Source organism: Mycolicibacterium sediminis (assembly GCF_010731735.1).
Taxonomy (GTDB): Bacteria; Actinomycetota; Actinomycetes; order Mycobacteriales; family Mycobacteriaceae; genus Mycobacterium; species Mycobacterium sediminis.
This window is the reverse complement of sequence record NZ_AP022588.1, coordinates 984743-1006452: the sequence shown is the minus strand read 5'-3', so window position 1 is coordinate 1006452 and position 21710 is coordinate 984743. Positions and strand designations below refer to the sequence as shown.

22 protein-coding genes are annotated in these 21710 nt (G+C 70.3%); 12 read left to right on the top strand and 10 right to left on the bottom strand.

Annotation, left to right across the window (positions count from 1 at the left end):
* The first annotated feature begins 6 nt into the window (after positions 1-6).
* The 6 genes from pcaH to G6N64_RS04935 all read left to right on the top strand — a co-directional run bounded on the left by pcaH (position 7) and on the right by G6N64_RS04935 (position 6912).
* Complete coding sequence (gene pcaH / locus G6N64_RS04960; RefSeq protein WP_163795872.1) at positions 7-795, top strand: protocatechuate 3,4-dioxygenase subunit beta; 789 nt, start codon at positions 7-9, stop codon at positions 793-795.
* Positions 792-1352, top strand: a complete 561-nt coding sequence (gene pcaG / locus G6N64_RS04955) for a protocatechuate 3,4-dioxygenase subunit alpha (protein WP_163795871.1) — start codon at positions 792-794, stop codon at positions 1350-1352. Before pcaH ends, pcaG begins: the two co-directional genes overlap by 4 nt.
* On the top strand, positions 1349-2548 hold the full coding sequence (locus G6N64_RS04950) for a lyase family protein (RefSeq protein WP_163795870.1): 1200 nt from the start codon (positions 1349-1351) through the stop codon (positions 2546-2548). The genes pcaG and G6N64_RS04950 overlap by 4 nt, the downstream gene beginning before the upstream one ends.
* Complete coding sequence (gene pcaDC / locus G6N64_RS04945) at positions 2545-3726, top strand: bifunctional 3-oxoadipate enol-lactonase/4-carboxymuconolactone decarboxylase PcaDC (protein WP_163795869.1); 1182 nt, start codon at positions 2545-2547, stop codon at positions 3724-3726. The genes G6N64_RS04950 and pcaDC overlap by 4 nt, the downstream gene beginning before the upstream one ends.
* A complete protein-coding gene (locus tag G6N64_RS04940; protein WP_163795868.1) occupies positions 3723-5573 on the top strand; it encodes a sugar phosphate isomerase/epimerase and 4-hydroxyphenylpyruvate domain-containing protein in 1851 nt (616 codons plus the stop codon). The genes pcaDC and G6N64_RS04940 overlap by 4 nt, the downstream gene beginning before the upstream one ends.
* An 85-nt stretch (positions 5574-5658) precedes the next feature.
* Positions 5659-6912, top strand: coding sequence for a S1C family serine protease (locus G6N64_RS04935; protein WP_163795867.1), 1254 nt, complete (start codon positions 5659-5661; stop codon positions 6910-6912).
* A gap of 2 nt (positions 6913-6914) precedes the next feature.
* Here the strand turns inward: G6N64_RS04935 and G6N64_RS04930 are convergent, their stop codons facing one another.
* Together G6N64_RS04930 and G6N64_RS04925 are read right to left on the bottom strand one after the other, a co-directional pair.
* Complete coding sequence (locus G6N64_RS04930) at positions 6915-7334, bottom strand: hypothetical protein (protein ID WP_163795866.1); 420 nt, start codon at positions 7332-7334, stop codon at positions 6915-6917.
* Positions 7335-7391: 57 nt separating this feature from the next.
* Entirely contained in the window at positions 7392-7751 is a 360-nt protein-coding gene (locus tag G6N64_RS04925; protein ID WP_163795865.1) for a cupin domain-containing protein, read from the bottom strand.
* A gap of 163 nt (positions 7752-7914) precedes the next feature.
* Here G6N64_RS04925 and G6N64_RS04920 point away from each other — a divergent pair, with 163 nt between their 5' ends.
* The gene (locus G6N64_RS04920) at positions 7915-8766 is read left to right on the top strand and encodes an NmrA/HSCARG family protein (RefSeq protein ID WP_163795864.1); all 852 of its coding nucleotides are present in this window, start codon (positions 7915-7917) and stop codon (positions 8764-8766) included.
* 7 nt (positions 8767-8773) lie between these two features.
* Here G6N64_RS04920 and G6N64_RS04915 read toward each other — a convergent pair whose 3' ends face one another.
* From G6N64_RS04915 to G6N64_RS04905, 3 genes are all read right to left on the bottom strand, one after another.
* Complete coding sequence (locus tag G6N64_RS04915) at positions 8774-10000, bottom strand: threonine/serine exporter family protein (protein WP_163795863.1); 1227 nt, start codon at positions 9998-10000, stop codon at positions 8774-8776.
* A 9-nt stretch (positions 10001-10009) separates the two neighbouring features.
* On the bottom strand, positions 10010-11458 hold the full coding sequence (fumC, locus tag G6N64_RS04910) for a class II fumarate hydratase (protein ID WP_163795862.1): 1449 nt from the start codon (positions 11456-11458) through the stop codon (positions 10010-10012).
* Between the two features lie 189 nt (positions 11459-11647).
* Complete coding sequence (locus G6N64_RS04905; protein WP_197748322.1) at positions 11648-12634, bottom strand: glycoside hydrolase family 6 protein; 987 nt, start codon at positions 12632-12634, stop codon at positions 11648-11650.
* Between the two features lie 51 nt (positions 12635-12685).
* Between G6N64_RS04905 and G6N64_RS04900 the strand changes: the two genes are divergently transcribed.
* Entirely contained in the window at positions 12686-13345 is a 660-nt protein-coding gene (locus G6N64_RS04900) for a lysophospholipid acyltransferase family protein (RefSeq protein ID WP_163795861.1), read from the top strand.
* Positions 13346-13357: 12 nt separating this feature from the next.
* Here G6N64_RS04900 and G6N64_RS04895 read toward each other — a convergent pair whose 3' ends face one another.
* Positions 13358-14179, bottom strand: coding sequence for a lysophospholipid acyltransferase family protein (locus G6N64_RS04895; protein ID WP_246230950.1), 822 nt, complete (start codon positions 14177-14179; stop codon positions 13358-13360).
* Between the two features lie 101 nt (positions 14180-14280).
* Here G6N64_RS04895 and G6N64_RS04890 point away from each other — a divergent pair, with 101 nt between their 5' ends.
* Both G6N64_RS04890 and G6N64_RS04885 read left to right on the top strand, forming a co-directional pair.
* Entirely contained in the window at positions 14281-14985 is a 705-nt protein-coding gene (locus tag G6N64_RS04890) for a dienelactone hydrolase family protein (RefSeq protein WP_163795859.1), read from the top strand.
* A 72-nt stretch (positions 14986-15057) separates the two neighbouring features.
* Complete coding sequence (locus tag G6N64_RS04885; protein WP_163795858.1) at positions 15058-15720, top strand: GntR family transcriptional regulator; 663 nt, start codon at positions 15058-15060, stop codon at positions 15718-15720.
* A gap of 9 nt (positions 15721-15729) precedes the next feature.
* Here G6N64_RS04885 and G6N64_RS04880 read toward each other — a convergent pair whose 3' ends face one another.
* Positions 15730-16734 carry a 1-aminocyclopropane-1-carboxylate deaminase gene (locus G6N64_RS04880; RefSeq protein ID WP_163795857.1) on the bottom strand — a complete coding sequence of 335 codons (1005 nt, stop codon included), beginning with the start codon at positions 16732-16734 and terminating at the stop codon, positions 15730-15732.
* 182 nt (positions 16735-16916) lie between these two features.
* Between G6N64_RS04880 and G6N64_RS04875 the strand changes: the two genes are divergently transcribed.
* Together G6N64_RS04875 and G6N64_RS04870 are read left to right on the top strand one after the other, a co-directional pair.
* Positions 16917-18467: a GMC family oxidoreductase gene (locus tag G6N64_RS04875; RefSeq protein WP_163795856.1), complete on the top strand. Its 1551-nt coding sequence runs from the start codon at positions 16917-16919 to the stop codon at positions 18465-18467.
* Positions 18468-18494: 27 nt separating this feature from the next.
* On the top strand, positions 18495-18698 hold the full coding sequence (locus G6N64_RS04870; RefSeq protein WP_163795855.1) for a zinc-ribbon domain-containing protein: 204 nt from the start codon (positions 18495-18497) through the stop codon (positions 18696-18698).
* Here the strand turns inward: G6N64_RS04870 and G6N64_RS04865 are convergent, their stop codons facing one another.
* The 3 genes from G6N64_RS04865 to mmsA are packed head-to-tail and all read right to left on the bottom strand — an operon-like array spanning position 18699 to position 21683.
* The gene (locus G6N64_RS04865; protein ID WP_163795854.1) at positions 18699-18938 is read right to left on the bottom strand and encodes a hypothetical protein; all 240 of its coding nucleotides are present in this window, start codon (positions 18936-18938) and stop codon (positions 18699-18701) included. It lies immediately after the preceding gene.
* Between the two features lie 4 nt (positions 18939-18942).
* Positions 18943-20175: a multiple monosaccharide ABC transporter permease gene (gene mmsB, locus G6N64_RS04860; RefSeq protein WP_163795853.1), complete on the bottom strand. Its 1233-nt coding sequence runs from the start codon at positions 20173-20175 to the stop codon at positions 18943-18945.
* Positions 20172-21683 carry a multiple monosaccharide ABC transporter ATP-binding protein gene (gene mmsA / locus G6N64_RS04855; protein WP_163801445.1) on the bottom strand — a complete coding sequence of 504 codons (1512 nt, stop codon included), beginning with the start codon at positions 21681-21683 and terminating at the stop codon, positions 20172-20174. Before mmsA ends, mmsB begins: the two co-directional genes overlap by 4 nt.
* Positions 21684-21710 lie beyond the last annotated feature (27 nt).

The window sequence follows — 21710 nt, the reverse complement described above, 5'->3', positions numbered from 1 at the left end:
GGGACCGTGCAGAACACGACGACGGTGGCCACCGACTCCGACAGCGCGGTCGCCGACCAGCAGGCGATCAGCGCGGAGATCGCGACGATCGCGGCCGACTACGAGCGCGCCGGGGCCGAGGAGACGCAGCCCCGGCTCGACTACGGGCCCTACCGCAGCAGCCTGCTGCGGCACCCCACCAAGGACCTGCACCACGCCGACCCGGAGGGCGTCGAACTCTGGACGCCGTGCTTCTCCGAGCGCGACGTCAACCCGCTCGAGGCGGACCTCACCATCCAGCACGGGGGTGAGCCGATCGGCGAGCGGATGGTGGTGACCGGCCGGGTGGTCGACGGCGACGGCAGGCCGGTGCGGCGTCAGCTCGTCGAGATCTGGCAGGCCAACGCGGGCGGGCGCTACATCCACAAGCGGGACCAGCATCCCGCGGCGATCGACCCGAACTTCACCGGCGTCGGCCGCTGCCTGACCGACGACGACGGCACCTACCGGTTCACCACCATCAAGCCGGGACCGTACCCGTGGAAGAACCACCGCAACGCCTGGCGGCCGGCACACATCCACTTCTCGCTGTTCGGAACGGAATTCACGCAGCGGATGATCACCCAGATGTACTTCCCGAACGACCCGCTGTTCCCGCTCGACCCGATCTACCAGGCCATCACCGACCCCGAGGCGCGCGACCGCCTCGTCGCCGCCTACGACCACGACGTCACCACCCACGAGTGGGCCACCGGATACCGCTGGGACATCGTGCTGAGCGGTGCCTCGCGGACGCCCGTGGAGGAAGACCGATGAGCACCCCGATGACCGCCACGCCGGGACAGACCGTCGGACCCTTCTTCGGTTACGCCCTGCCGTTCGACCGGTGCCACGAACTCGTGCCGCCGGGATCGCCGAACGCCGTCCACGTGTCCGGCATCGTCACCGATGGCGCCGACCGCCCCGTGCCCGACGCGCTGCTGGAGATCTGGCAGGCCGACGCCGACGGCGCGGTGCCCCGGTCCGCCGGGTCGCTGCGCAGGGACGGGTTCACCTTCACCGGCTGGGGGCGGGCGAGCACCGGCGACGACGGCCGGTACTCCTTCTCCACCGTCGTCCCCGGCCCGTCCCAGCCGGGAGCGGCGCCGTTCATCCTGGTCACCGTCTTCGCCCGAGGGCTGCTCAACCGGCTGTTCACCCGCGCCTACGTGCCCGGCGACCACCTCGCGGACGACCCGCTGCTGGCGTCGCTGCCGCCCGACCGCCGGGACACGCTCATCGCCTCCCGCGACGCCGGCGGGCTGCGCTTCGACGTCCGCCTGCAGGGTCCCCGCGAGACGGTCTTCCTGCGCTACCCCGGGCACCAGCGGTGACGGACCTGTTCTGGCCGGGCGACCACCTCGCCGGCGACCTGATGAGCGACGAGGCCTTCCTCGCCGCGATGGTCGCGGTGGAGCAGGCGTGGCTGGGCTGCCTCGTCGACGCAGGCATCGCCCCGCCGGACGCCCGGGCCGAGCTGTCCACGTCGGAGGGCGATGCGGAGGCGATCGCGCGCCGCGCCGACGTCGACGGCAACCCCGTCAGCGCACTGGTCGCGATCCTGCGGGACCGGTCGGAGCCTGCGACGGCACGCTGGCTGCACCGCGGTCTGACGAGCCAGGACGTTCTCGACACGGCGATCGTGGTCTGCGTGCGCGACGTGCTGATCAGGGTCGGCGTCGAATGCGCAGCCCAGGTGCGTGCGCTCGCCGATCTCGCCGAACGCCACCGCGGCACCGAGGCTTTGGCTCGCACGCTCACCCAGGCGGCGCTACCCAGCACCCTGGGCGCGAAGGTCGCCCGCTGGCTCGACGGCGTACTGGACGCCGCGGAACCGCTGGCCGCACTGCGGACGTCACTGCCCGTCCAGATCGGCGGCGCGGTGGGAACACTGGCCGCCACCACCGAACTGGCCGGGTCGGTCGACGGCGCGCTCGCCCTGAGCGACGCGTTGGCCGACGAACTGGTCCTGGCGCCCACCCTGCCGTGGCACACCACGCGCTCACCGATCACCCGGATCGGGGACGCGCTGGTGACGTGCTGCGACGCGTGGGGACACATCGCCGCCGACGTGGCGACGGGCAGTCGCCCCGAACTCGGTGAACTGGCCGAGGGAAGCGGCGGCGGGTCGTCGACCATGCCGCACAAGAACAACCCGGTGCGGTCGGTGCTGATCCGACGCGCCGCGCTCACCGCGGGCCCGCTCGGTGCCACCCTGCACGCCGCGTCGGCGGGCAGCGTCGACGAACGCTCCGACGGCGCGTGGCACGCGGAGTGGGCCACGCTGCGGACGCTCGCGCGGCGCACCGTCGTCGCCGCCGCGCACACCTCCGAACTCGTCACCGGGCTGCGGATCGACGAGTCCCGTGTCGCGGCCAACCTCGCCGCCGCAGACGGCCTGCTCTCCGAGCAGCGGGCGATGGCCGAATTGACCGGTCGTCCACCACTTTCCGACTACGCGGGGGCGGCCGACCGCTTCGTCGAGGCAACGCTGAGCCGCGCCCGCCGCTTCCTCGAGGAGTCCTCGTGACCGTTCCCGAACTCGCCGCCGTCGACTTCGGCGGACCCGCCGACGGTCCGGTGATCCTGCTCGGCCCGTCGCTGGGCACCTCGGCGGCCACGCTGTGGGGCGACGTCGCCGACGCACTCGTCTCGCGTGCCCGCATCGTCGGCTGGGACCTCCCCGGCCACGGTCGCAGCGCCCCCGCCGAGGCGTTCACCATCGCCGACCTCGCCGTCGCCGTCCTCGCGCTCGCGGACCGGATCGGCGCCGAGACCTTCCACTACGCAGGCGATTCGATCGGTGGCGCCGTCGGTCTCCAGGTGGCCCTGGACGCGCCGGACCGGGTGAGCACCGCGACGCTGATGTGCACCGGCGCGGCGATCGGCACTCCGGACGGCTGGCGCGAACGTGCCGCGACCGTGCGCGCCGAGGGCATCGCCCCCATGGTCGCCTCGTCGCCGCAGCGCTGGTTCGCACCGGGATTCGTCGAGCGGCACCCCGGTGTCGCGGCAGCGCTCCTCGACGGGTTGAGCCACACCGATCCGGAGTCCTACGCGCAAGCGTGCGAGGCGCTGGCCGACTTCGACGTCGCACCGCGACTGCGCGAGATCACCGCACCCGTCCTCGCGATCGCGGGCCGAGACGACGTGCCGACTCCGCCGGAGTCGTTGCAGCGCATCGCCACCGGAGTGCCGAACGGCGAGTTCGTCGTCCTCGACGGCGTTGGCCACCTCGCACCGGCCGAGGCGCCGGACCGGGTCGCCGCGCTCATCGCGGAGAACGTCGGGCTGCCCCCGACGCCGTCCTCGAACACCCTCGACGACGTGTACCGCGACGGCATGGCCGTCCGACGCGAGGTGCTCGGTGATGCGCACGTCGACCGGGCGGTGTCCGCCACCACCGACCTGACGGCGGACTTCCAGCGCATGATCACCGAGTACGCCTGGGGTGGCATCTGGACGCGACCCGGGCTGGACCGACGCAGCCGCTCGATGATCACGCTGACCGCCCTGATCGCGCGCGGCCACCACGAGGAGTTCGCGATGCACGTGCGCGCCGCGCGCCGCAACGGGCTGAGCAACGACGAGATCAAGGAGCTGATCATGCAGACCGCGATCTACTGCGGTGTGCCGGACGCCAACTCCGCGTTCCGCATCGCCGCCGACGTGCTGTCCGACTACGACAACGGGGGCGGTGCCGGATGACGCCGACCGCCCCGGTCCCGAAGCCGCACGTCAAGACGATCGCCACCGTGTGCCTGTCCGGCACGCTCGACGACAAGCTCGTCGCCGCCGCGCACGCGGGGTTCGACGGGATAGAACTGTTCGAGCCGGACCTCGTCGCCTCGACGTCGAGTCCGGCGGAGATCCGCAGGCGCTGCCAGGATCTCGGGCTGGAAATCGTCCTCTACCAACCGTTCCGCGATCTCGACAGCACCGACCCCGATCAGTTCGCGCGCAACCTGATCCGGCTCGACCGCAAGTTCGACGTCATGGCGGAACTCGGCGTCGACCTGATCCTGGTCTGTTCCAACGCATCGGCCGACGCGGTCGCGGACGTGGATCAGCTCGCCGCCCAACTTCGCGAGGCGGGCGACCTCGCGAGCCGTCGAGGCACCCGGATCGCGTACGAGGCGCTGGCGTGGGGCCGCGAGGTCGACCTGTGGCAGCAGTCCTGGGACGCGGTCCGACGGGCCGACCATCCTGCGGTCGGCCTGTGCCTGGACAGCTTTCACATCCTGTCGCGGTCGTCGACCATCGACGAACTGGCCGAGGTCCCGGGCGACAAGATCTTCTTCCTCCAGCTCGCCGACGCGCCGCACAAGGACATGGACGTGCTGCAGTGGAGCAGGCACTACCGGCTCTTCCCGGGGGAGGGGGCGTTCGACCTCGTCGACTTCACCGCGTCGGTACTGCGTGCCGGGTACCGCGGTCCGCTGTCGCTGGAGGTGTTCAACGACGTCTTCCGGCAGTCCTCGCCGGTGCGCACCGCCATCGACGCCGTCCGCTCACTGGGAGCGCTCGAGGCGGGCCTCGACGACGCGCTGCCGCGGCAGCGATTCGACGCGGCCTTCGTCGAACTGAGCGTCACGCCGACCAACCTCGCCGTCGCCGAGAGTGCCCTGTCCGCGCTGGGTTTCACGCCGTCGGCGACGCACCGGTCGAAGCGCGTGACCGCCTGGACGCAGTCCGCGGCCACCATCCTGGTCACGGTCACCACCGACGCGCCCGAGGACGATTCCTCGGCGATCGCCGCCATCGCCTTCGACGCGGAGGACCCGACGGGTTTCGCCGCGTCCGCCGAGGGGCTCAACGTCTCGGCCCTGCCGCGCGTGGTGCGCCCGGGTGAGGCCGACCTGCCCGCGGTCGCGGCACCCGACGGCGTGTCGGTGTTCTTCGTCTCCACCACGAGCGGCGGCCTCGACTGGCGACGCGACTTCGACCCCGTACCGGGGGCCGACGGCGAGACCGGCGCGGGCATCACCGGGATCGACCACGTCTCGGTCACCGCGCCCTTCGACCGCTACGACGAGAGCGTCCTGTTCTACCGCTCGGTGCTGGGCATGCGCACCGACGAGGTGGCGGAGTATCCCGGACCCTACGGGTTGGTGCGCAGCCATCTGCTCCGCGCGGATCCATCCGGATTCGGCGTGGCGCTGGACGGTCCGCTGCTGCGGCGAGGGAAGTGGACGCCGGGCGTGCAGACCCCGCAGCACGTCGCGTTCGTCACCGACGACGTCATCGCCACCCTGAACGCACTGCCCCCCGACGCCCCGATCCTGCGCATCCCCGCCAACTACTACGTGGATCTTCGGGCCAGGCTGGACCTCACCGACGAGTTCGTGGAGTCGCTCCGCGAGGCGAACGTGCTGTACGACCGGAACGCGCACGGGGAGTACCTGCACGCCTACACCACGGTGATCGGGTCGCAGGTCTACTTCGAGATCATCGAGCGCCGCGGTGACTACCGCGGCCGCCCGCTCGCCGACGCACCGATCCGGATGGCCGCCCACGTCGCCGCCCGCCGTGGGAAGGCGACGACGAGCGGGTGACGCGTTCGCCCTGAGCGCAATCCTTCTCGGCCTATGCCGATCTTGTTCTCAGTCCCGTCTCAGTGACGACCCGCACGGTGGAGTGATGACGACCCCGCCGCCCCCCATGGGCCCACCACCACCGCACCACATGGCGTGGAACTACCCGCCGCCCGTGCAGGTCGCCCCGCCGCCACCCGCGGCGCCGCACCCCAAGCCCCGTCGCACCGCACTGATCGTCGGCGCCGCCGCGGCCATCGCCGTCGTCAGCGGAGGCATCGGCGCCACGACGGCGGTCGCCGTCGACCGCACCCACGACGTCCCCTCCGTCGGTCAGACCACGGTGGCGTCGAGGCCCGCGTCCCAGTCCCCGGCCACGCAGCCGGCCGGCTCCGTCGAGGACGTCGCCAAGAAGGTCATGCCCAGCGTCGTGAAGATCTCGCTGGAGATGGGCGATCAGGGGTCCGAGGGTTCGGGCATCGTGCTGAGCCCCGACGGCCTGATCCTGACGAACAATCACGTCGTGGCACCGGCAGCGGGCGACGCGCCCGGCGCCCGGCCCGCCGCCATGAACGGCGACGACGGCGGAATCACCAAGAAGGTCACGTTCTCCGACGGCCGCAGCGTCTCGTTCTCGGTCGTCGGCACCGACCCCACCGGAGACCTCGCGGTCATTCGCGCAGAGGGAGTTTCGGGTCTCGCGCCGATCGCGATCGGATCGTCCAAGGACGTGCAGGTCGGTGAACGGGTCGTCGCGATCGGCTCACCGCTCGGCCTGCAGGGCACGGTGACCACCGGCATTGTCAGCGCGTTGAACCGGCCCGTGGCGGCCGGCGAGGGCGGGCAGGGTGGTGCCGTGTCGGTGCTCGAGGCCCTGCAGACCGATGCGGCGATCAACCCGGGCAACTCCGGTGGCGCCCTGGTGAACATGAACGGCGAACTGATCGGCGTGAACTCGGCCATCGCCAGCATGGGTGGCGGCGGCGGTCCCGGATCCGATGGCGGACAGGCCGGTTCCATCGGCCTCGGCTTCGCGATCCCGTCCGATCAGGCCAAGCGCATCGCCGACGAGCTGGTGTCCACCGGAACCGCGACGCACGGATCCCTCGGCGTCCAGCTGACCGGCAACCCGGACGCCGGGGGCGGCGTCGCCATCGCCGGTGTCTCTGCGGACGGCCCGGCTGCCGCCGCCGGAGTGCCCGGTGGCTCGGTCATCACGAAGATCGACGACCAGGTCATCGACGGACCCGAGGCGCTGGTGGCCGCGGTCCGCTCCAGGGCACCCGGCGACACCGTCTCGGTGACCTACGTCGTCGGTGGTGCGCCCGCCACCGCGCAGGTGACGCTCGGCAAGGCCTGACCTCAGTCCTTGCGCCGGGGAGCCGGGCGTCGCTTCGACGTCTTCGACTCCCCGGATGCGGCATTCGGGTCGGCCGACAGACCCGTGATGCGCCCGATGGTGCCGACCCCCGGGATGTTCTGCACGGCACGGACGGCCTGATCGCCGCGTGCGACGACTGCCTCCAGCTGCGGTATCAACCGGTCGATGGCCTCGAACGTTGGGTCGGCGAGCGCCAGGTACCTCTCGAGCCTGTCGAGGTTCTTGTTCAGCCGTTCGGTCGCAGCGGCCAGGTTCTCGATGAGGCCGGGTAGTTGCGCCACGATCTGCGCGGACGCGGTGGGAACCCGGAACGCTCCGCTCGCGAGGTCCTGCGCAGCCTGGGCGGCGGCCTGCGCCGCGGCGCGGAGGTCCCCGGGCGGCGGCTTTCCCTTGTCGGTCATGCCCTCAACTGTGGCGCAGCGCCGCGCGCAGCGAGGTGGTTTGACCGGAGTCGCCGGCTACGCGTCGGGCACGAAGTGGGTGTCGGCGCCCGTCGTGAACACCACGTAGGCCCGCTTCCACGGCTCGTCGTTCACCAACCGCCACTCGTGGCCCGTCCCGGTGTGGTCGATCGCCAGCAGGACGTCGCCGGGGTGGATCGTGAACGTCTCGCCGCCGACGGTCGAGAACTCCAGGACGCCCGACAGCGTGATGACGTACTGCGGGATCGGATCGTTGTGCCAGTCGAACGACGAGTGCGCCGCGGTCTCCTTGAACTCGATGGACTCGGCACCCACGAGCGCTCCGGCGGCGATGCTGCCGCGTTCGACGTGGGAGTTGCCATCGGGGCCGGTGTAGAGGCGGAATGCTCGGATCATCGTCGTCCTTCTGTCGGTGGGCGGTACGCGGTCAACTCTGCCCGGTCGGGACGCTCCCGTGATCCCGGCTGTCGGGAGACCCGGGTGGCCGCTAGCTGGAACCGCGGCATACGCCTGCGGGTGGCAGGCTGGCAGCACCGGACAGACGACGTAGGGGAGATCCATGACGCAGGGACCGTTCGCAGTGTTGGGCGCCACCGGTGCGCAGGGAGGTGCCGTGGTGACCGCTCTGCTCGAGCGTGGCGCCGCCGTGCGCGGCATCACCCGCCGCACGGACTCGCCGGCGGCGGTCCGGTTGCGCGAGGCGGGCGTCGAGGTGGTGTCGGCCGACCTCTCCGACGAGGCGTCGGTGGCGGCGGTGTTCGACGGAACGAGCGGTGCCTACGCGCTGACGACGCCATTCGAGGAGGGGCCGTCGGCGGAGATCGCGCAGGGCCAGACCATCCTCGCCGCAGCGACATCCGCGCGCGTGCCCCATCTCGTGTTCAGTTCGGTGGCGGACGCCGATCAGCGCACCGGCATCCCGCACTTCGACAGCAAGGCCGTCGTCGAGCAGTCGCTCGCGGCGTCCGGGCTGTCCTACACCATCGTTGGGCCGACCTATTTCTACGACAACCTGCTCAGCGGCGTCGACGACATCAAGGCCGGTGTCCTCGAACTCGCCGTGCCCGCGGACAAGGGACTGCAGCAACTGTCCCGCCGCGACCTCGGGCGCTTCGTCGCCGCCATCCTCCTCGACCCCGAGCCGCACCGCGGGGCGCGCATCGACATCGCCTCGGACGAGCCGACACCGCGCCAGATGGCGGAGGTGCTCGCGGGTGCGGTCGGTCGACCGGTCGACCTGGTCACCGACGATCCCGCCGACATCGAATCCGAGGACATGCGGGCCATGTTCGGCTTCCTGTCCCGCGGCGGATACACGGTGGACATCGCCGACCTGCACGCGCGGTTTCCCGGCATCGGCTGGCAGTCGTTCGGCGACTGGGTGAGCACCGACTTGGCGGCCGCGCTGTGACGGGCTCTCAGCGCGAGCGGTGAAGCAGGCTGTCGCGCAGGCGCATCGGGACCACCAGTCCGATCGCCATCGCGGCGGTCACCGTGACGGCGACCGCTCCGTCGGAGGCGGTGGCGGTGAGCACCTGCGCCGACGAGTTCCCCGGCAGCTGCATGACGCCGCTGAGCATCCGGAACACGAACATGCCCGGGACGAGTGACACGACGGCGGCGAAACCGATAGCCGCGAACGGCATTCGCAGGAAGTGCGACAGCGGCACCAGCAGGACACCGACCACCAGGCAGGCCAGCAGCGCGGCCGTGGCGAGGCTCGTCCCCACCACGCTCAGCGCCCACCAGTGCACGCCGTGGGCGGCCATCCCGGCGAGCACGGGCCATCCGATCATGCGGTACGGCATCGAGAAGTAGACCGAGTACGACGCGGCGGCCACCGCCGCGGCCAGCACGTCGAGGTACAGGGGCACCGCGGCGGTGACCCCGGTGACCGGCAACGCCTGGCCTCCCGCGTGCAGACCGACGACCAGGCCCAGGGCGATCGACACGAGAACCATTGCGGCGAACGTGATCCGGGCCGCGCCGAGCGACGTCCGCAGCGACAGCAGGTCGAGTGCGCCGTTGAGGATGTGCGGTCCGGGGACCAGGATCATGGCGGGGCACAGCGCGACGATGCCTGCGGCGGCGCCCAGGTTCAGGTGCACCGCCGCCGCGCCGACGAGCCCGGCCACCACCGCTGCGACGAAGGCCTGGATCAGGACGCCGACGCCGAACCGCCCCAGCGCCCGACGCAGCGCGCCACCGACGGCGGCACTGGCGGCGGCCAGCAGGACGGCACGGACGTCGTCGGCGCCGAAGATCACCGCGAGGGCACCCGAGCCGGTCGCGCAGGCGAGCACGAAGACGCCGGCGTGCGACGGCCGCAGCGTCGCGGCGGCCGAGAGTCCGGCCGCGACGTCCGCCAGGTCGAGGGGACCGTCCTCCGCACGGTCGATCACCCGCATCGCGGCGGCGACGCGTCGCATGTTGATCGACGTCGGCGTCACGGCCGCCACGCGCGGTCGGTCGCCGACCAGGATCAGCGACGCCCACGACGGGATCAGCCGGCTACGGACGCCGAGCCCCGAGTTCAGCCGGTCGACGGCGAGCAGCGTCGTGCTGGTGGACTGACCGTTGTCCTGCAGGAGGACGGCGGCGTCGAGCACGGTGTCGAGCGGGTCCGCGGGGCGCTGCTCACTCACTGGTGACTCCTAGAACGGTCCGACCATGTCGGCCGGTACGACGATGCGGTCGAAGTCCTCGGCGCTGATCTTCCCCGATGCGAGCGCGGCCTCACGCAGGGTGCCACCGGTGCGGTCGGCGTCGTGGGCGATCGCCGACGCGGCGTCGTAGCCGATCACCGGCGACAGCGCCGTCACCAGCATCAGGGAGCGGTCGACGAAGTCGGTGATCCGATCGCGGTTGACGTCGATGCCCTCGATGCAGAACTCACGGAACTTCTCGCAGGCGTCGCCGAGAATGCGCGCGGAGTGCAGGAAGTCGTTGATGATGATCGGGCGCATGGCGTTGAGCTGGAAATTGCCCTGCGAGCCCGCGATCGCCAGCCCCGAGTCGTCGGCGATGACCTGGATGCAGACCATGACCATCGCCTCGCACTGGGTGGGGTTGACCTTGCCCGGCATGATCGAACTGCCGGGCTCGTTGGCGGGCAGGCGGAGTTCGGCGAGGCCCGCGCGCGGTCCCGACGCGAGCCAGCGGATGTCGTTGGCGATCTTCATCAGCGTGACGGCGAGCCCGCGCAGCGCGGCGCCCGCCGCGACGATCGCGTCCAGCCCGCCGAGCGCCTCGAACTTGTTCGGAGCGGTGGCGAACGGCCTGCCGGTCAGCTCGGCGATCTCGGCGGCGATGTCCGGTCCGAAGTCGTGCGGCGCGTTCAGCCCGGTGCCGACGGCCGTGCCGCCCGCGGCCAGCCGGTACAGCTCGCCCTGCGACGCCTCGACCCGGTCGATGGCCGTCCGGAGCTGCGCGGCCCAGCCGGACCACTCCTGGCCGACGGTCAGCGGGACGGCGTCCTCGAGGTGGGTGCGGCCGATCTTCACCAGGTCGTTCCACGTCCCGCCGGTCGTGGCGATCGCCTGCTGGAGGTCGTTCGCCCGGGGCAGGAGCCTGTCCTGGATCTCGAGGATGGCGGCGATGTGCATCGCCGTCGGGAAGGTGTCGTTGGAGGACTGGCCCATGTTGACGTCGTCGTTCGGGTGGATGGGCGTCTTGGATCCCAGGTCGCCGCCGACGAGTTGGACCGCGCGGTTGCCGATGACCTCGTTGACGTTCATGTTCGACTGCGTGCCGGATCCGGTCTGGAAGACGTAGAGCGGGAAGTTCTCGTCCAGTTCCTTGCCGATCACCTCGTCGCAGACCTGGCTGATGACGTCGGCCTTCCACTGCGGCAGTCGGCCGGCGCGAGCGTTGACGCGCGCCGCGGCCTTCTTCACGTAGCCGTAAGCGTGATAGACCTCCTTCGGCATCTTGTCGTTGCCGATGGAGAAGTGGATGAGGGACCGCTGGGTCTGCGCACCCCAGTACCTGTCGGCCGGGACGTCGATGGTGCCCATGGAGTCCGATTCAGCGCGCGTGCCGGTGGCGTCGATGCCGATGGGGACGTCGAGGATCGTCGGCGGCGAGGTCTCGTGCGATGTCATGCCTCAAGCCTTGCCGAGACGGGGAGCGGAGTCGTCGACGCTAGCGGGGAGCGGCGTGTTGCCGCGAGCCCGACCCAGCACTGGGGGCTAGCGGGGTGGCGGGCGGTGCTGGTTGCGTCGAGGCAGCGCTGGTGGCTGCTATCGCTCGCACGTCGCGACCGTCAGCGCTGTCTCGGTGCGAGCGACGAGCTACCAGCCCGCGTTGCGTGCAAGGTCGATGGCGTACTGGTTGACGAAGGTGCCCGCCGACGCCTCGCCCTGGCCGCACGAACCGTCCGACTCGCCGGGACGCTTCACCCACAGGAAGGCGTCGACGTTGCCGTTGCCGGTGTTCGCGGTCGGGGCGACGCCGAGGGCACGGCCGCTCGGGTTGCACCAGTAGTACTCGCCCTCGGCCGGGCCTGCGCCGTTGCGCGAGGTGTCGATGACGTACGGCTTGCCGCCCGTCATGCCGGAGATCGCGTCGCCGTAGCCGATCTCCTCCTCGGTGGTGAAGAAGTTGGCGGTGTTGAGGCTGAAGCCCCGCGCCTTGGCGACGCCGACCTGGTTCAGCCGGTTGGCCATCTCGTCGGCGGCGGTCCACCGGGAGTGGCCGGCGTCGACGTACACGGCGGTGCCCGGGTTGCGGGTAAGCGTGTCGACGGCGTAGCTCATGAGGTCGAAGCGCTCCTGGCGCTGGTCGCCCGACAGGCAGTCGGCCATGGCGAGTGCGTCGGGTTCGAGGATGACGGCGGCCGGGCCGCCGCCGATGGCGCCCGCGACGCCGTCGATCCACCCCTTGTACGCGCCGGCGGAACCGAACCCGCCCGCGGCGAAGCTGCCGCAGTCGCGGTGCGGGAGCGCGTAGAGCGCCAGCACGGGCATGGTGCCCGCGGCCTGAGCCGTGGCGATGTACTTGGCGTCGACGGCGGGGGTGGACCGGTTGTCCATCCAGTACGCCGTCGGGGTGTTGGCGATGGCGTCGAGCTGGGGGCTCCCGGCGCCGGCGGCGGCGCGCCGCGCCTTGGAGTCCGGGTTGACGTAGAAGGGCATCCCCGCCAGCGGGTTGCCGTCGGCGGCCAAGCGGACCGCGGGGGTGGGCGCGGAGGGCGCCGGTTCGGCGACCACGCCGACGGCGGCCACGGCCGCGACGGCCAGGAAGGGGGAGATCCACCGCGCAACAGCTGAGAACGTCACGCCAAAAACATAGGGTGGCGGCCAACCGAGCGCCAAACCGGAGGGGGTCCCGTGGCGGAAGAGTCGCGACGACCGCGTTCGCGCGGGCTGGGCAGGCGCGCGTCGCTGGTGACGTGGTCCATCCGGCTGGTCCTGTGGACGCTGGGCTTCACGCGCATCATCCGCACCAGGATCGTCAACGCCGACGTCGTCCCGAAGGACGGCGCGGTCCTGCTGGCCGCCAACCACACGTCGATGATCGACGTGCTGTTCCTCCTCGCGGCGCTGCGCCGGCAGGCCATCGCGATGGCGATGGCGGAACTGTGGAAGTCGCCGCTGACCCGCTGGCTCGTCGAGGTCCTCGGGCAGATCCCCGTGGTGCGCGGCGACCCGGAGTCCGGCCGCCAGGCGATGGAGAGTGCGACCCGTGCGCTGGAGGACGGTGCGCTGGTCGGCATCTTCCCCGAGCAGCGGTGCGTACGCCCGGGCGAGGTGGCGCCGTACCGGCCCGGCGTCGCGGTACTGGCCAAGCGGACGGGCGTGCCGATCATCCCGGTCCGCCTCGTCGACGCCAACCTGGTGCTGCCGCTCGACCGGAGCTTCCCGTCCTTCGGGCACACCGTGCACGTCCTGTTCGGCGAGCCCATCGATCCCGACGACTTCGAGTCGGTCGAGGACCTGCTCACCGAGGTGGAGCGACGCATCACCACCCTCGAGGTGCCCGCGCGCTGATCGGGTCGCCCCTCAGCGGCGCTCCGGACCGAACAGCCGTCGGCGGACCGAGCGGTTCGGGTCGGCGCGTTGCTCGTAAAGCAGGAACTCGATGCCGCGCTCGATCGCCGTCTTCGTCAGATCCCGGACCTGCGCGACGGCGCGGTCATCGGTGCTGCCGATGGCGCTGACGTCGATGGCCTCGCCGAACCAGTAGTACTGCCGTTCCGGCCGGGGGATCGGCGTCGGGCCGATGCCCCGCACGATCGGGAACAGATCGGGGCTGCCGGAGACCTTCTCGAAGTACCGCACGGCAGGCGCCATCCACGGGTGGTCGGTGTCGACGACGACGTCGAGCGAGTCCTCCGCGCCGACCGAGGCGAAGGGGACGATCGGGTAGCCGTACTTCACCGCCAGGCGCGCGAAGCCCATCCGGTTCTCCCAGATCAGCCGATACTTCTCGCCCTTGCGCTTGGCCACCTCGCGCCCGCCGCCGGGGAAGACAAGGATCGTCTCGCCGCGGCGCATCAGCTCCTCCGCCATGGCCGGGGTGCCGGGCACGACGCCGACCGCGGACAGCAGGTCCCGCCACCGCGGCAGCTTGAAGTGCGCGTGATTGCCGAGGATTCGCGGCCGGACGCCGCGATCCCACAGTTCCGCGAGGAGCAGTGGGGAGTCGAGCAGCCCGAGCAGCGTGTGGTTGCCGACGAGCAGCGCGCCGCGCTCGGGCAGGTTCTGCGCGCCGTAGACCTTGGGGTTGATCAGGCGACGGGCCGGCCGCAGCAACCGCGAGACGCGGGCCAGCGTGTGCGCCGTCGGCGGCTCCGGGGGGTCGGCGATCTCGACGTCGGTCACCTGAATCGCTATTGCCTGGCACGGGTGCGGTAAACCCCGGCCGTATTGGCGACGGCCGGGAGCGGGTAGTGCAGACGCCGACCACGACCGGAAGGCCTGCCATGTCAGACGATGGACTCGAGACCGCGGACGGACGTCTGCCCGGCTACGTCGCCGTGCCATCATCCGGCGCCGGGCCCTGGCCCGCGGTGGTGGTCCTGCACGAGGTGTTCGGGCTGAACGACGACATCCGGCGCATCGCGAACCGGTTCGCCGACGCCGGCTACCTGGCGTTCGCTCCGGCACTCTTCGCGCGTGGCTTCAAGCCCGCGTGCATCGTCAGCGTGTTCCGCTCGCTCGCGACGGGGACGGGGTCGGCGGTCGACGACGTCATCGCGGCCGCCGAGGCGCTACGCGCGGACGACAGGACGACGGGAAAGGTGGGGTCGGCCGGATTCTGCCTGGGCGGCGGATTCTGCTTCCTGCTGGCGGACCGCGGGGTGTTCGACGCGACGGCACCCAACTACGGTCCGTTCCCGCCCGCGACCGGAGTGCCGACGCGGTCGTGTCCGATGGTCGCGAGCTTCGGAGCCGACGACCGGTTGCTTCCGGGTGCGGCGGACAAGCTGGAGGAGAGTCTGGCACCCAGTGGGGTCGACCGGGACATCAAGGAGTACGCGGGCGTCGGCCACAGCTTCATGAACGAGTGGGGCACTCCGCCGCCGGTCCGGGTGATCGAACGCATTGCCGGACTGCATCATTCGGCCGCACAGGCCGACGACGCGTGGGACCGGATCCTGGCGTTCTTCGGGCGTCACCTGGTCTGACGAGATTGCCGCTCGACTCTCCCTCTGCGGGCATGACGTCGCGAGCGCGGCACGTCGGATACCGTATTTTGCATGCCGGTTCCCGACGAGCAGGGAAAGCACAAGCGGTCGCTCCTGAGGGAACAGGCCTACGTGTCCCTGCGCGACGCGATCATCAGCGGGACGCTGGCCCCCGGAGAGAAGCTGCGCGACCCCGAACTCGAGAACTGGCTCGGGGTCAGCCGCACACCGATCCGGGAGGCACTGGCCCGACTGGAGGCGGCCGGTCTGGTGCACACCCTGCCCGGTCGTTCGACCGTCGTGTCGACCATCGAACGCAAGACGGTATTCGACGCGCAGGCCGTCGCCGCGACCATGCATGCCCTGGCCGTCCGCATCGCCGTCCCGCTGATGGGCAAGGGTGAGATCGCCGCGATGGTGGAGGCCAACAGGGACTTCGCCGCGGCGTTCGCCGCAGAGGACGCCGCCGCGGCGATGCACGCCGACGACGCGTTCCACGGTGTGGCGGTGGTGGCGAGTCGCAACGAGGTCATACCCGGGGTGTTGGAGCAGGTGACCCCGGTGCTGCGGCGGCTCGAGTTCCGGCGGTTCTCCTCGCTGACCGGTCGCCAGTCCATCGCTCAGCACAAGCGGATCGTCAGCCTGTGCCGTCGCGGTGACGCCGACGGCGCAGCCCAGGCGACTCGACAGAACTGGGAGACCCTGTCACTGCTGATCGACGTCGAGGACCTCTAGCCGCGGGTCTCAGAAGACGCCGCTGTAGGCGTTGAGCGCCGGCTGACCACCCAGGTGCGCGAAGAGGACCGTCGATCCGCGGTCGATCTGGCCGGAGCCGACGAGGTCGACGAGGGCGGCCATCGACTTGCCCTCGTACACCGGGTCGAGGATGACGCCCTCCAATCCGGCGGTGAGCCTGATGGCGTCGATGGTGGAGGCGACCGGGATGCCGTACGACTCACCCGCCCACCCCTCGAGCACCGTGATCTCGTCGTCGCGTAGATCCCGGCCGAGCCCGATGAGTTCGGCGGTGTTGCGGGCGATGCGCTCGACCTGGGTGCGCGTCGCCTCGATCGTCGCGGAGGCGTCGATGCCGAGCACTCGCCGCGGCCGCGCTTGACCGGCGAAGCCCGCGATCATGCCGGCGTGGGTGGATCCGGTGACGCTGCAGACGACGATCGTGTCGAAGAAGACGCCGAGTTCCTCCTCCTGGCGCTGCAGCTCGTACGCCCAGTTCGCGAAGCCGAGACCGCCGAGTCGGTGATCGGATGCGCCGGCCGGGATGGCGTAGGGCGTCCCACCCGCACGCTCGACGTCGGCGATCGCCTCGTGCCAGCTGTCCTTGAACTCGATGCCGAAGCCCGCAGGGTTCAAGCGGACGTCGGCTCCCATGATCCGCGACAGCAGGATGTTGCCGACCTTGTCCGCGACCGGATCCGGCCAGTCCACCCACTTCTCCTGCACCAGGACGGCGCGCATGCCGAGCGTGGCGGCGACCGCCGCGACCTGACGGGTGTGGTTGGACTGCAGGCCGCCGATCGACACCAGGGTGTCGGCGCCGTGGGCGAGCGCGTCGGGGACGAGGTACTCGAGCTTGCGGGTCTTGTTGCCGCCGAACGCGAGTCCGGAGTTGACGTCCTCGCGCTTGGCCCAGATCTGGGCTCCGCCGAGGTGCCGGCTCAACCGTGGGAGCGGGTGGACGGGGCTCGGTCCGAAGGTGAGGGGATACCGCTCGAAGTCGTGGATGGACATGCGCGGGGAGTCTCCTGACGTCGGCGGGACCGGCCAGGCCTGGTGACCCGAGCGATCAATGAATATGCAACATATCGCACATCGAGTCCGGACGCGAGAGCGAAGCGCCGGAATTGATATGCAATATATTGCGTTGTCGGTACGGACGCGGCCATCGGGGCCGCCAACCACAGGAGGTACCCATGTCGTACGTCAGACCGGCCGCGACGACGACGGCCGACCACTACGACTACGTCGTCATCGGCGCCGGATCCGCAGGCTGCGTCGTCGCCGCCCGCCTCTCCGAGGACCCGGCGGTCCGCGTGCTGCTCCTCGAATCGGGCCCGCCCGACACGATGGCCGAACTGGCCGCGCCACCCGCATGGCCGTCGCTGTGGGGCACCGAGGTCGACTACTCCTACTCGACGGTCCCGCAGGAGGGCACCGACGGGCTGTCCCACGACTGGCCGCGTGGCCACACACTGGGCGGGTCCAGCAGCATCAACGCGATGGTGTACCTCCGCGGGCACGCAGGTGACTTCGATCGCTGGGCCGACGCCGGTTGCGCCGGTTGGGGTTACGCGGACGTGCTGCCCTACTTCCGTCGCATGGAGACGGTCCCTGGAGCGGATCCGCGCTACCGCGGCGTCGACGGTCCGATGCGCCCTGCCCAGGTCTCGAAGGCGGAGGCGAACCCACTGTCCCAGGTGTTCCTCGACGGCGCGGGCGCGGCGGGGTTCCCACTGACCGACGACTTCAACGGAGCCTTCCCCGAGGGCGCCGGCTGGCACGACCTGTCCGTCACCGGTGGATCGAGGCAGAGCGCCGCCGCCGCCTACCTGCATCCGAGTGGCAGACCGAACCTGGTGGTCTCGCCGGATTCCCGTGCGCGGCGGCTCCGGTTCGACGGAAACCGCTGCGTCGGAGTCGACTTCCGCCGCGACGGTGCGGACGTCACCGCGTACGCCGGGGCCGAGGTGATCCTCAGCGCGGGTGCGGTCGACTCGCCGCGGCTGCTGCTCGGCTCCGGCGTCGGTCCGGCGGCCGAACTCGAGGCCGTCGGCGTCACCGTGCACCACGACCTACCGGGCGTTGGGCGCAACCTGCACGACCACCCGCTGTGCGGCGTCGTCTACGAGGCATCGCGCCCGATCCCCGCCGGTCGGACCAATCACGCCGAGGTGTCGCTGTCGTGGCGGACGGACCCATCGCTGACCGGTCCCGACATGCAGCTGATGTTCATCCACGTGCCGTTCCACCCCGCGCACCTGACGGCACCGGCGAACAGCTTCACCGTCGGCGTCGCGCTGGTCCCCGAGGCACGAGGGTCGATCCGGCTCACGGGGCCCGATCCAGCGGCGCCGCCGTCCATCGACCCCAACTACCTGGGATCGGAGTCCGACGTGCGGCGGATGCTGCTCGGGGTGGACCTCGCGCGGCAGATCGTCGCCACCGAGCCGTTCGCCCCATGGCGCGCCCGCGAGGTGCTCCCCGGTCCCGACGTCGTGGACGAGGACGCGCTGCGGCGCTTCGTCTCTCGCAGCACCAGCACCTACTACCACCCGGTGGGCAGCTGCGCGATGGGTGTCGGCGCCGACGCGGTGGTGGACCCGCAGCTGAGGGTCCGCGGCCTCGACGGCCTGCGCGTGGTCGACGCCTCGGTGATGCCGACGATCGTGTCGGTCAACACCAACGCCGCAACGATCATGATCGGCGAGAAGGCCGCCGACCTGATCCGACGGCCGGCCGGCTAGGGAACGGTCCGCACCTACCCTGAAACCATGTTGCTCTTCTTCGGCTACGGCACCAAGCAGAAGCACCTGGGCACCGGGGAGGTGCGGACCTGCCCACGCTGCCACAACACGACGCAGTGGTCGCGCGTGCGGGAGTTCAAGCAGTTCTCGCTGTTCTTCGTCCCGATCGCGCGGTGGAAGCGCCGCGAGTTCGAGACGTGCGGGATCTGCGGGGCCGCCGTTGCGGTCTGATCAGCGTCGCGCATCCGTCGGGTCGTGAACCGCCGCGGGGCGCCCCGACGGCATCCGTAGCCACGGTCGATGCAACTCCTGCTCCCGGCGAGCCTGCTCGGACGCGACGATGAGCGTGATCCGCTCGGTGAGCTGCTCCCGGGTCATCCCGAACTCGAGCATCACCTCGTCGGAGGGCGGGCCACCGTAGGGCGCCCAGCTGCGGACGAAGTCCATCAGTTGCCGATCGAAGCGGTCCATCGGCTCAGGACCCGCCCTTCTTCTTGTTGTAGACGTCGAAGCCCACGGCGGCGAGTAGGACGAGTCCCTTGATCACCTGCTGGACGTCGCTTCCTATGCCGATCAGCGACATGCCGTTGTTCAACACCCCCAGCACGAAACCACCGATGATGGCGCCGAACACCGTCCCGACCCCACCGTTGGCGGAGGCGCCGCCGATGAATGCGGCCGCGATCGCCTCCAGCTCCATCCCGATGCCCGCCTGCGGGGTCGCGGAGTTCAGTCGCGCGGCGAAGAGCAGACCGGCCAGCGCCGACAGCAGACCCATGTTGACGAACACCAGGAACGTGACGCGTTTGGTCTTGACCCCCGACAGCCGGGCCGCCGCCACGTTGCCGCCGACGGCGTAGACCTGACGTCCGAAGACGGTGCTGCGCATGACGAACGCGTACGCGATGAAGGCCACCGCGAGGATGATGCCGACGACGGGCACGCCCCGGTAGCTGGCGAGCAGCAGCGTGAATGCGGCCAGGGCGGCGACGATTCCGGCGCACTTGGTGACGAACCAGGCCACCGGCAGCACGTCGAACCCGTAGCGCGTCTGTGCCCGTCGTTGACGAACCTGTTGCCACACGGCCGCGAACATGACGACGACGCCGAGGATCACGGTGGGCCAGTGGTACAGGCTGCTGCCCCCGATCTCCGGGAGGAATCCGCTGCTGACCTGACTGAAGCTGCGCGGGAAGGGGGCGATCGACTGCCCCTCCAGCAGGTACTGCGTGGCGCCGCGGAACACCAGCATGCCGGCGAGGGTGACGATGAAGGACGGGATGCCGACGTAGGCGATCCAAAAGCCCTGCCACGCACCGATCAACGCGCCCAGCAGCAGGCACACGACGACCGCGACGGGCCACGGCATGTCGTGCCGGATCATGAGCACGGCGGACGTCGCACCGATGAAGCCCGCGATGGACCCGACCGAGAGGTCGATGTGGCCGGAGATGATGACGACGACCATCCCGATCGCGAGGATCAGGATGTACCCGTTCTGCTGGACGATGTTCGTGACGTTGAGCGGCTTCAGCAGGATCCCGCTGGTCCAGACCTGGAACAGGATCACGATCAGCGCCAGTGCGACGACCATGCCGTACTGGCGGAAGTTGCCACGCAGTGCCGTCGCCAGGCGCGAGGTCGGCGAGTCGGGTGGCGGTGGCGGCGGGGTGCTGGACGCCGGTTCCACCGTCGAACTGGTGGTCATGTGCTCGGTCCCTTCATCATGTAGTGCATCAACGTCTCCTGCGCTGCGTCCGCGCGCGCCACCTCGCCGGTGAGGCGACCCTCGTTGAGGGTGTAGATGCGATCGCACAACCCGATGAGTTCGGGTAGCTCCGAGGAGATGACGATCACCGACTTACCCTGGGCGGCGAGATCGTTGATGATGGCGTAGATCTCGTACTTGGCGCCGACGTCGATGCCGCGGGTCGGCTCGTCGAGGATGAGGAGGTCGGGGTCGGCGAAGATCCACTTGCTCAGCACGACCTTCTGCTGATTTCCCCCGGACAGGTTGCCGGTGGTCGCCTTCACCGACTGAGCCTTGATCCGCATGTCCTTGCGGAAGCGCTCGGCGACCACGGTTTCCTCGTGCTCGTTGATGATCGACGCGCGGCTCACCTTGCCCAGCGACGCGAGCGTCACGCTGCGGGCGATGTCGTCCATCAGGTTGAGCCCGTAGTGCTTGCGATCCTCCGTCGCGTAGGCGATTCCGTGGCCGATGGCCTCCGACACGGTGCGCGTCCGGATCTCCCTGCCGTCCTTGTAGACCGTGCCGCCGCCCTTCTTGCCGTAGCTGCGGCCGAAGACGCTCATCGCGAGTTCGGTGCGGCCGGCACCCATGAGTCCGGCCAGCCCCACGACCTCGCCGCGGCGGACGCTGATGGAGACACCGTCGACGACCTTGCGCTGCTGGTCGAGCGGATGGAAGACGGTCCAGTCCTCGACGGCGAAGGTGACGTCCCCGATCGGGTGGTCGGCCCGCGCCGGGAAGCGGTCCACCATGTCACGGCCGACCATCCCGCGGATCACGTGTTCCTCGGTGAGTTCCCGGTCGACGGGCCGCGTTTCGATGGTGCGGCCGTCACGCAGGATCGTGATGGTGTCGGCGACCTGCATGACCTCGTTGAGCTTGTGGGAGATGATGATGCACGTCAGGCCCTGGTCCCGCAGCTCCACGATCAGGTCGAGCAGATGCCTGCTGTCCTCGTCGTTCAACGCCGCCGTCGGCTCGTCCAGGATGAGCAGTTTGACCTTCTTGGACAGTGCCTTCGCGATCTCGACGAGCTGCTGCTTGCCGACCCCGATGTCGGAGATCCGCGTGCGCGCACTCTCCCTGAGGCCTACGCGGTCGAGCAACTGCTGCGCATGGCTGGTCGTCTCGTGCCAGCTGATCACCCCGGCCGAGGCGTGTTCGTTGCCGAGGAAGATGTTCTCGGCGATGGACAGGACCGGAACCAGCGCCAGTTCCTGGTGAATGATGCCGATCCCACGTCGTTCACTGGAGCGGATGTCCTTGAAGTCGCCTGGCGCGCCGTCGAAGACGATCTCACCGTCGTAGCTGCCGTGCGGATGGATACCGCTGAGGACCTTCATCAGCGTCGACTTGCCTGCGCCGTTCTCCCCGCAGATGGCGTGGATCTCGCCGGGCAGCACCACGAGGTTGACGTCGCTCAGCGCGGTCACGTTGCCGAACCGCTTCGTGATGTCACGCATCTCGAGCAGCGGTGTGGCCGACGCGGA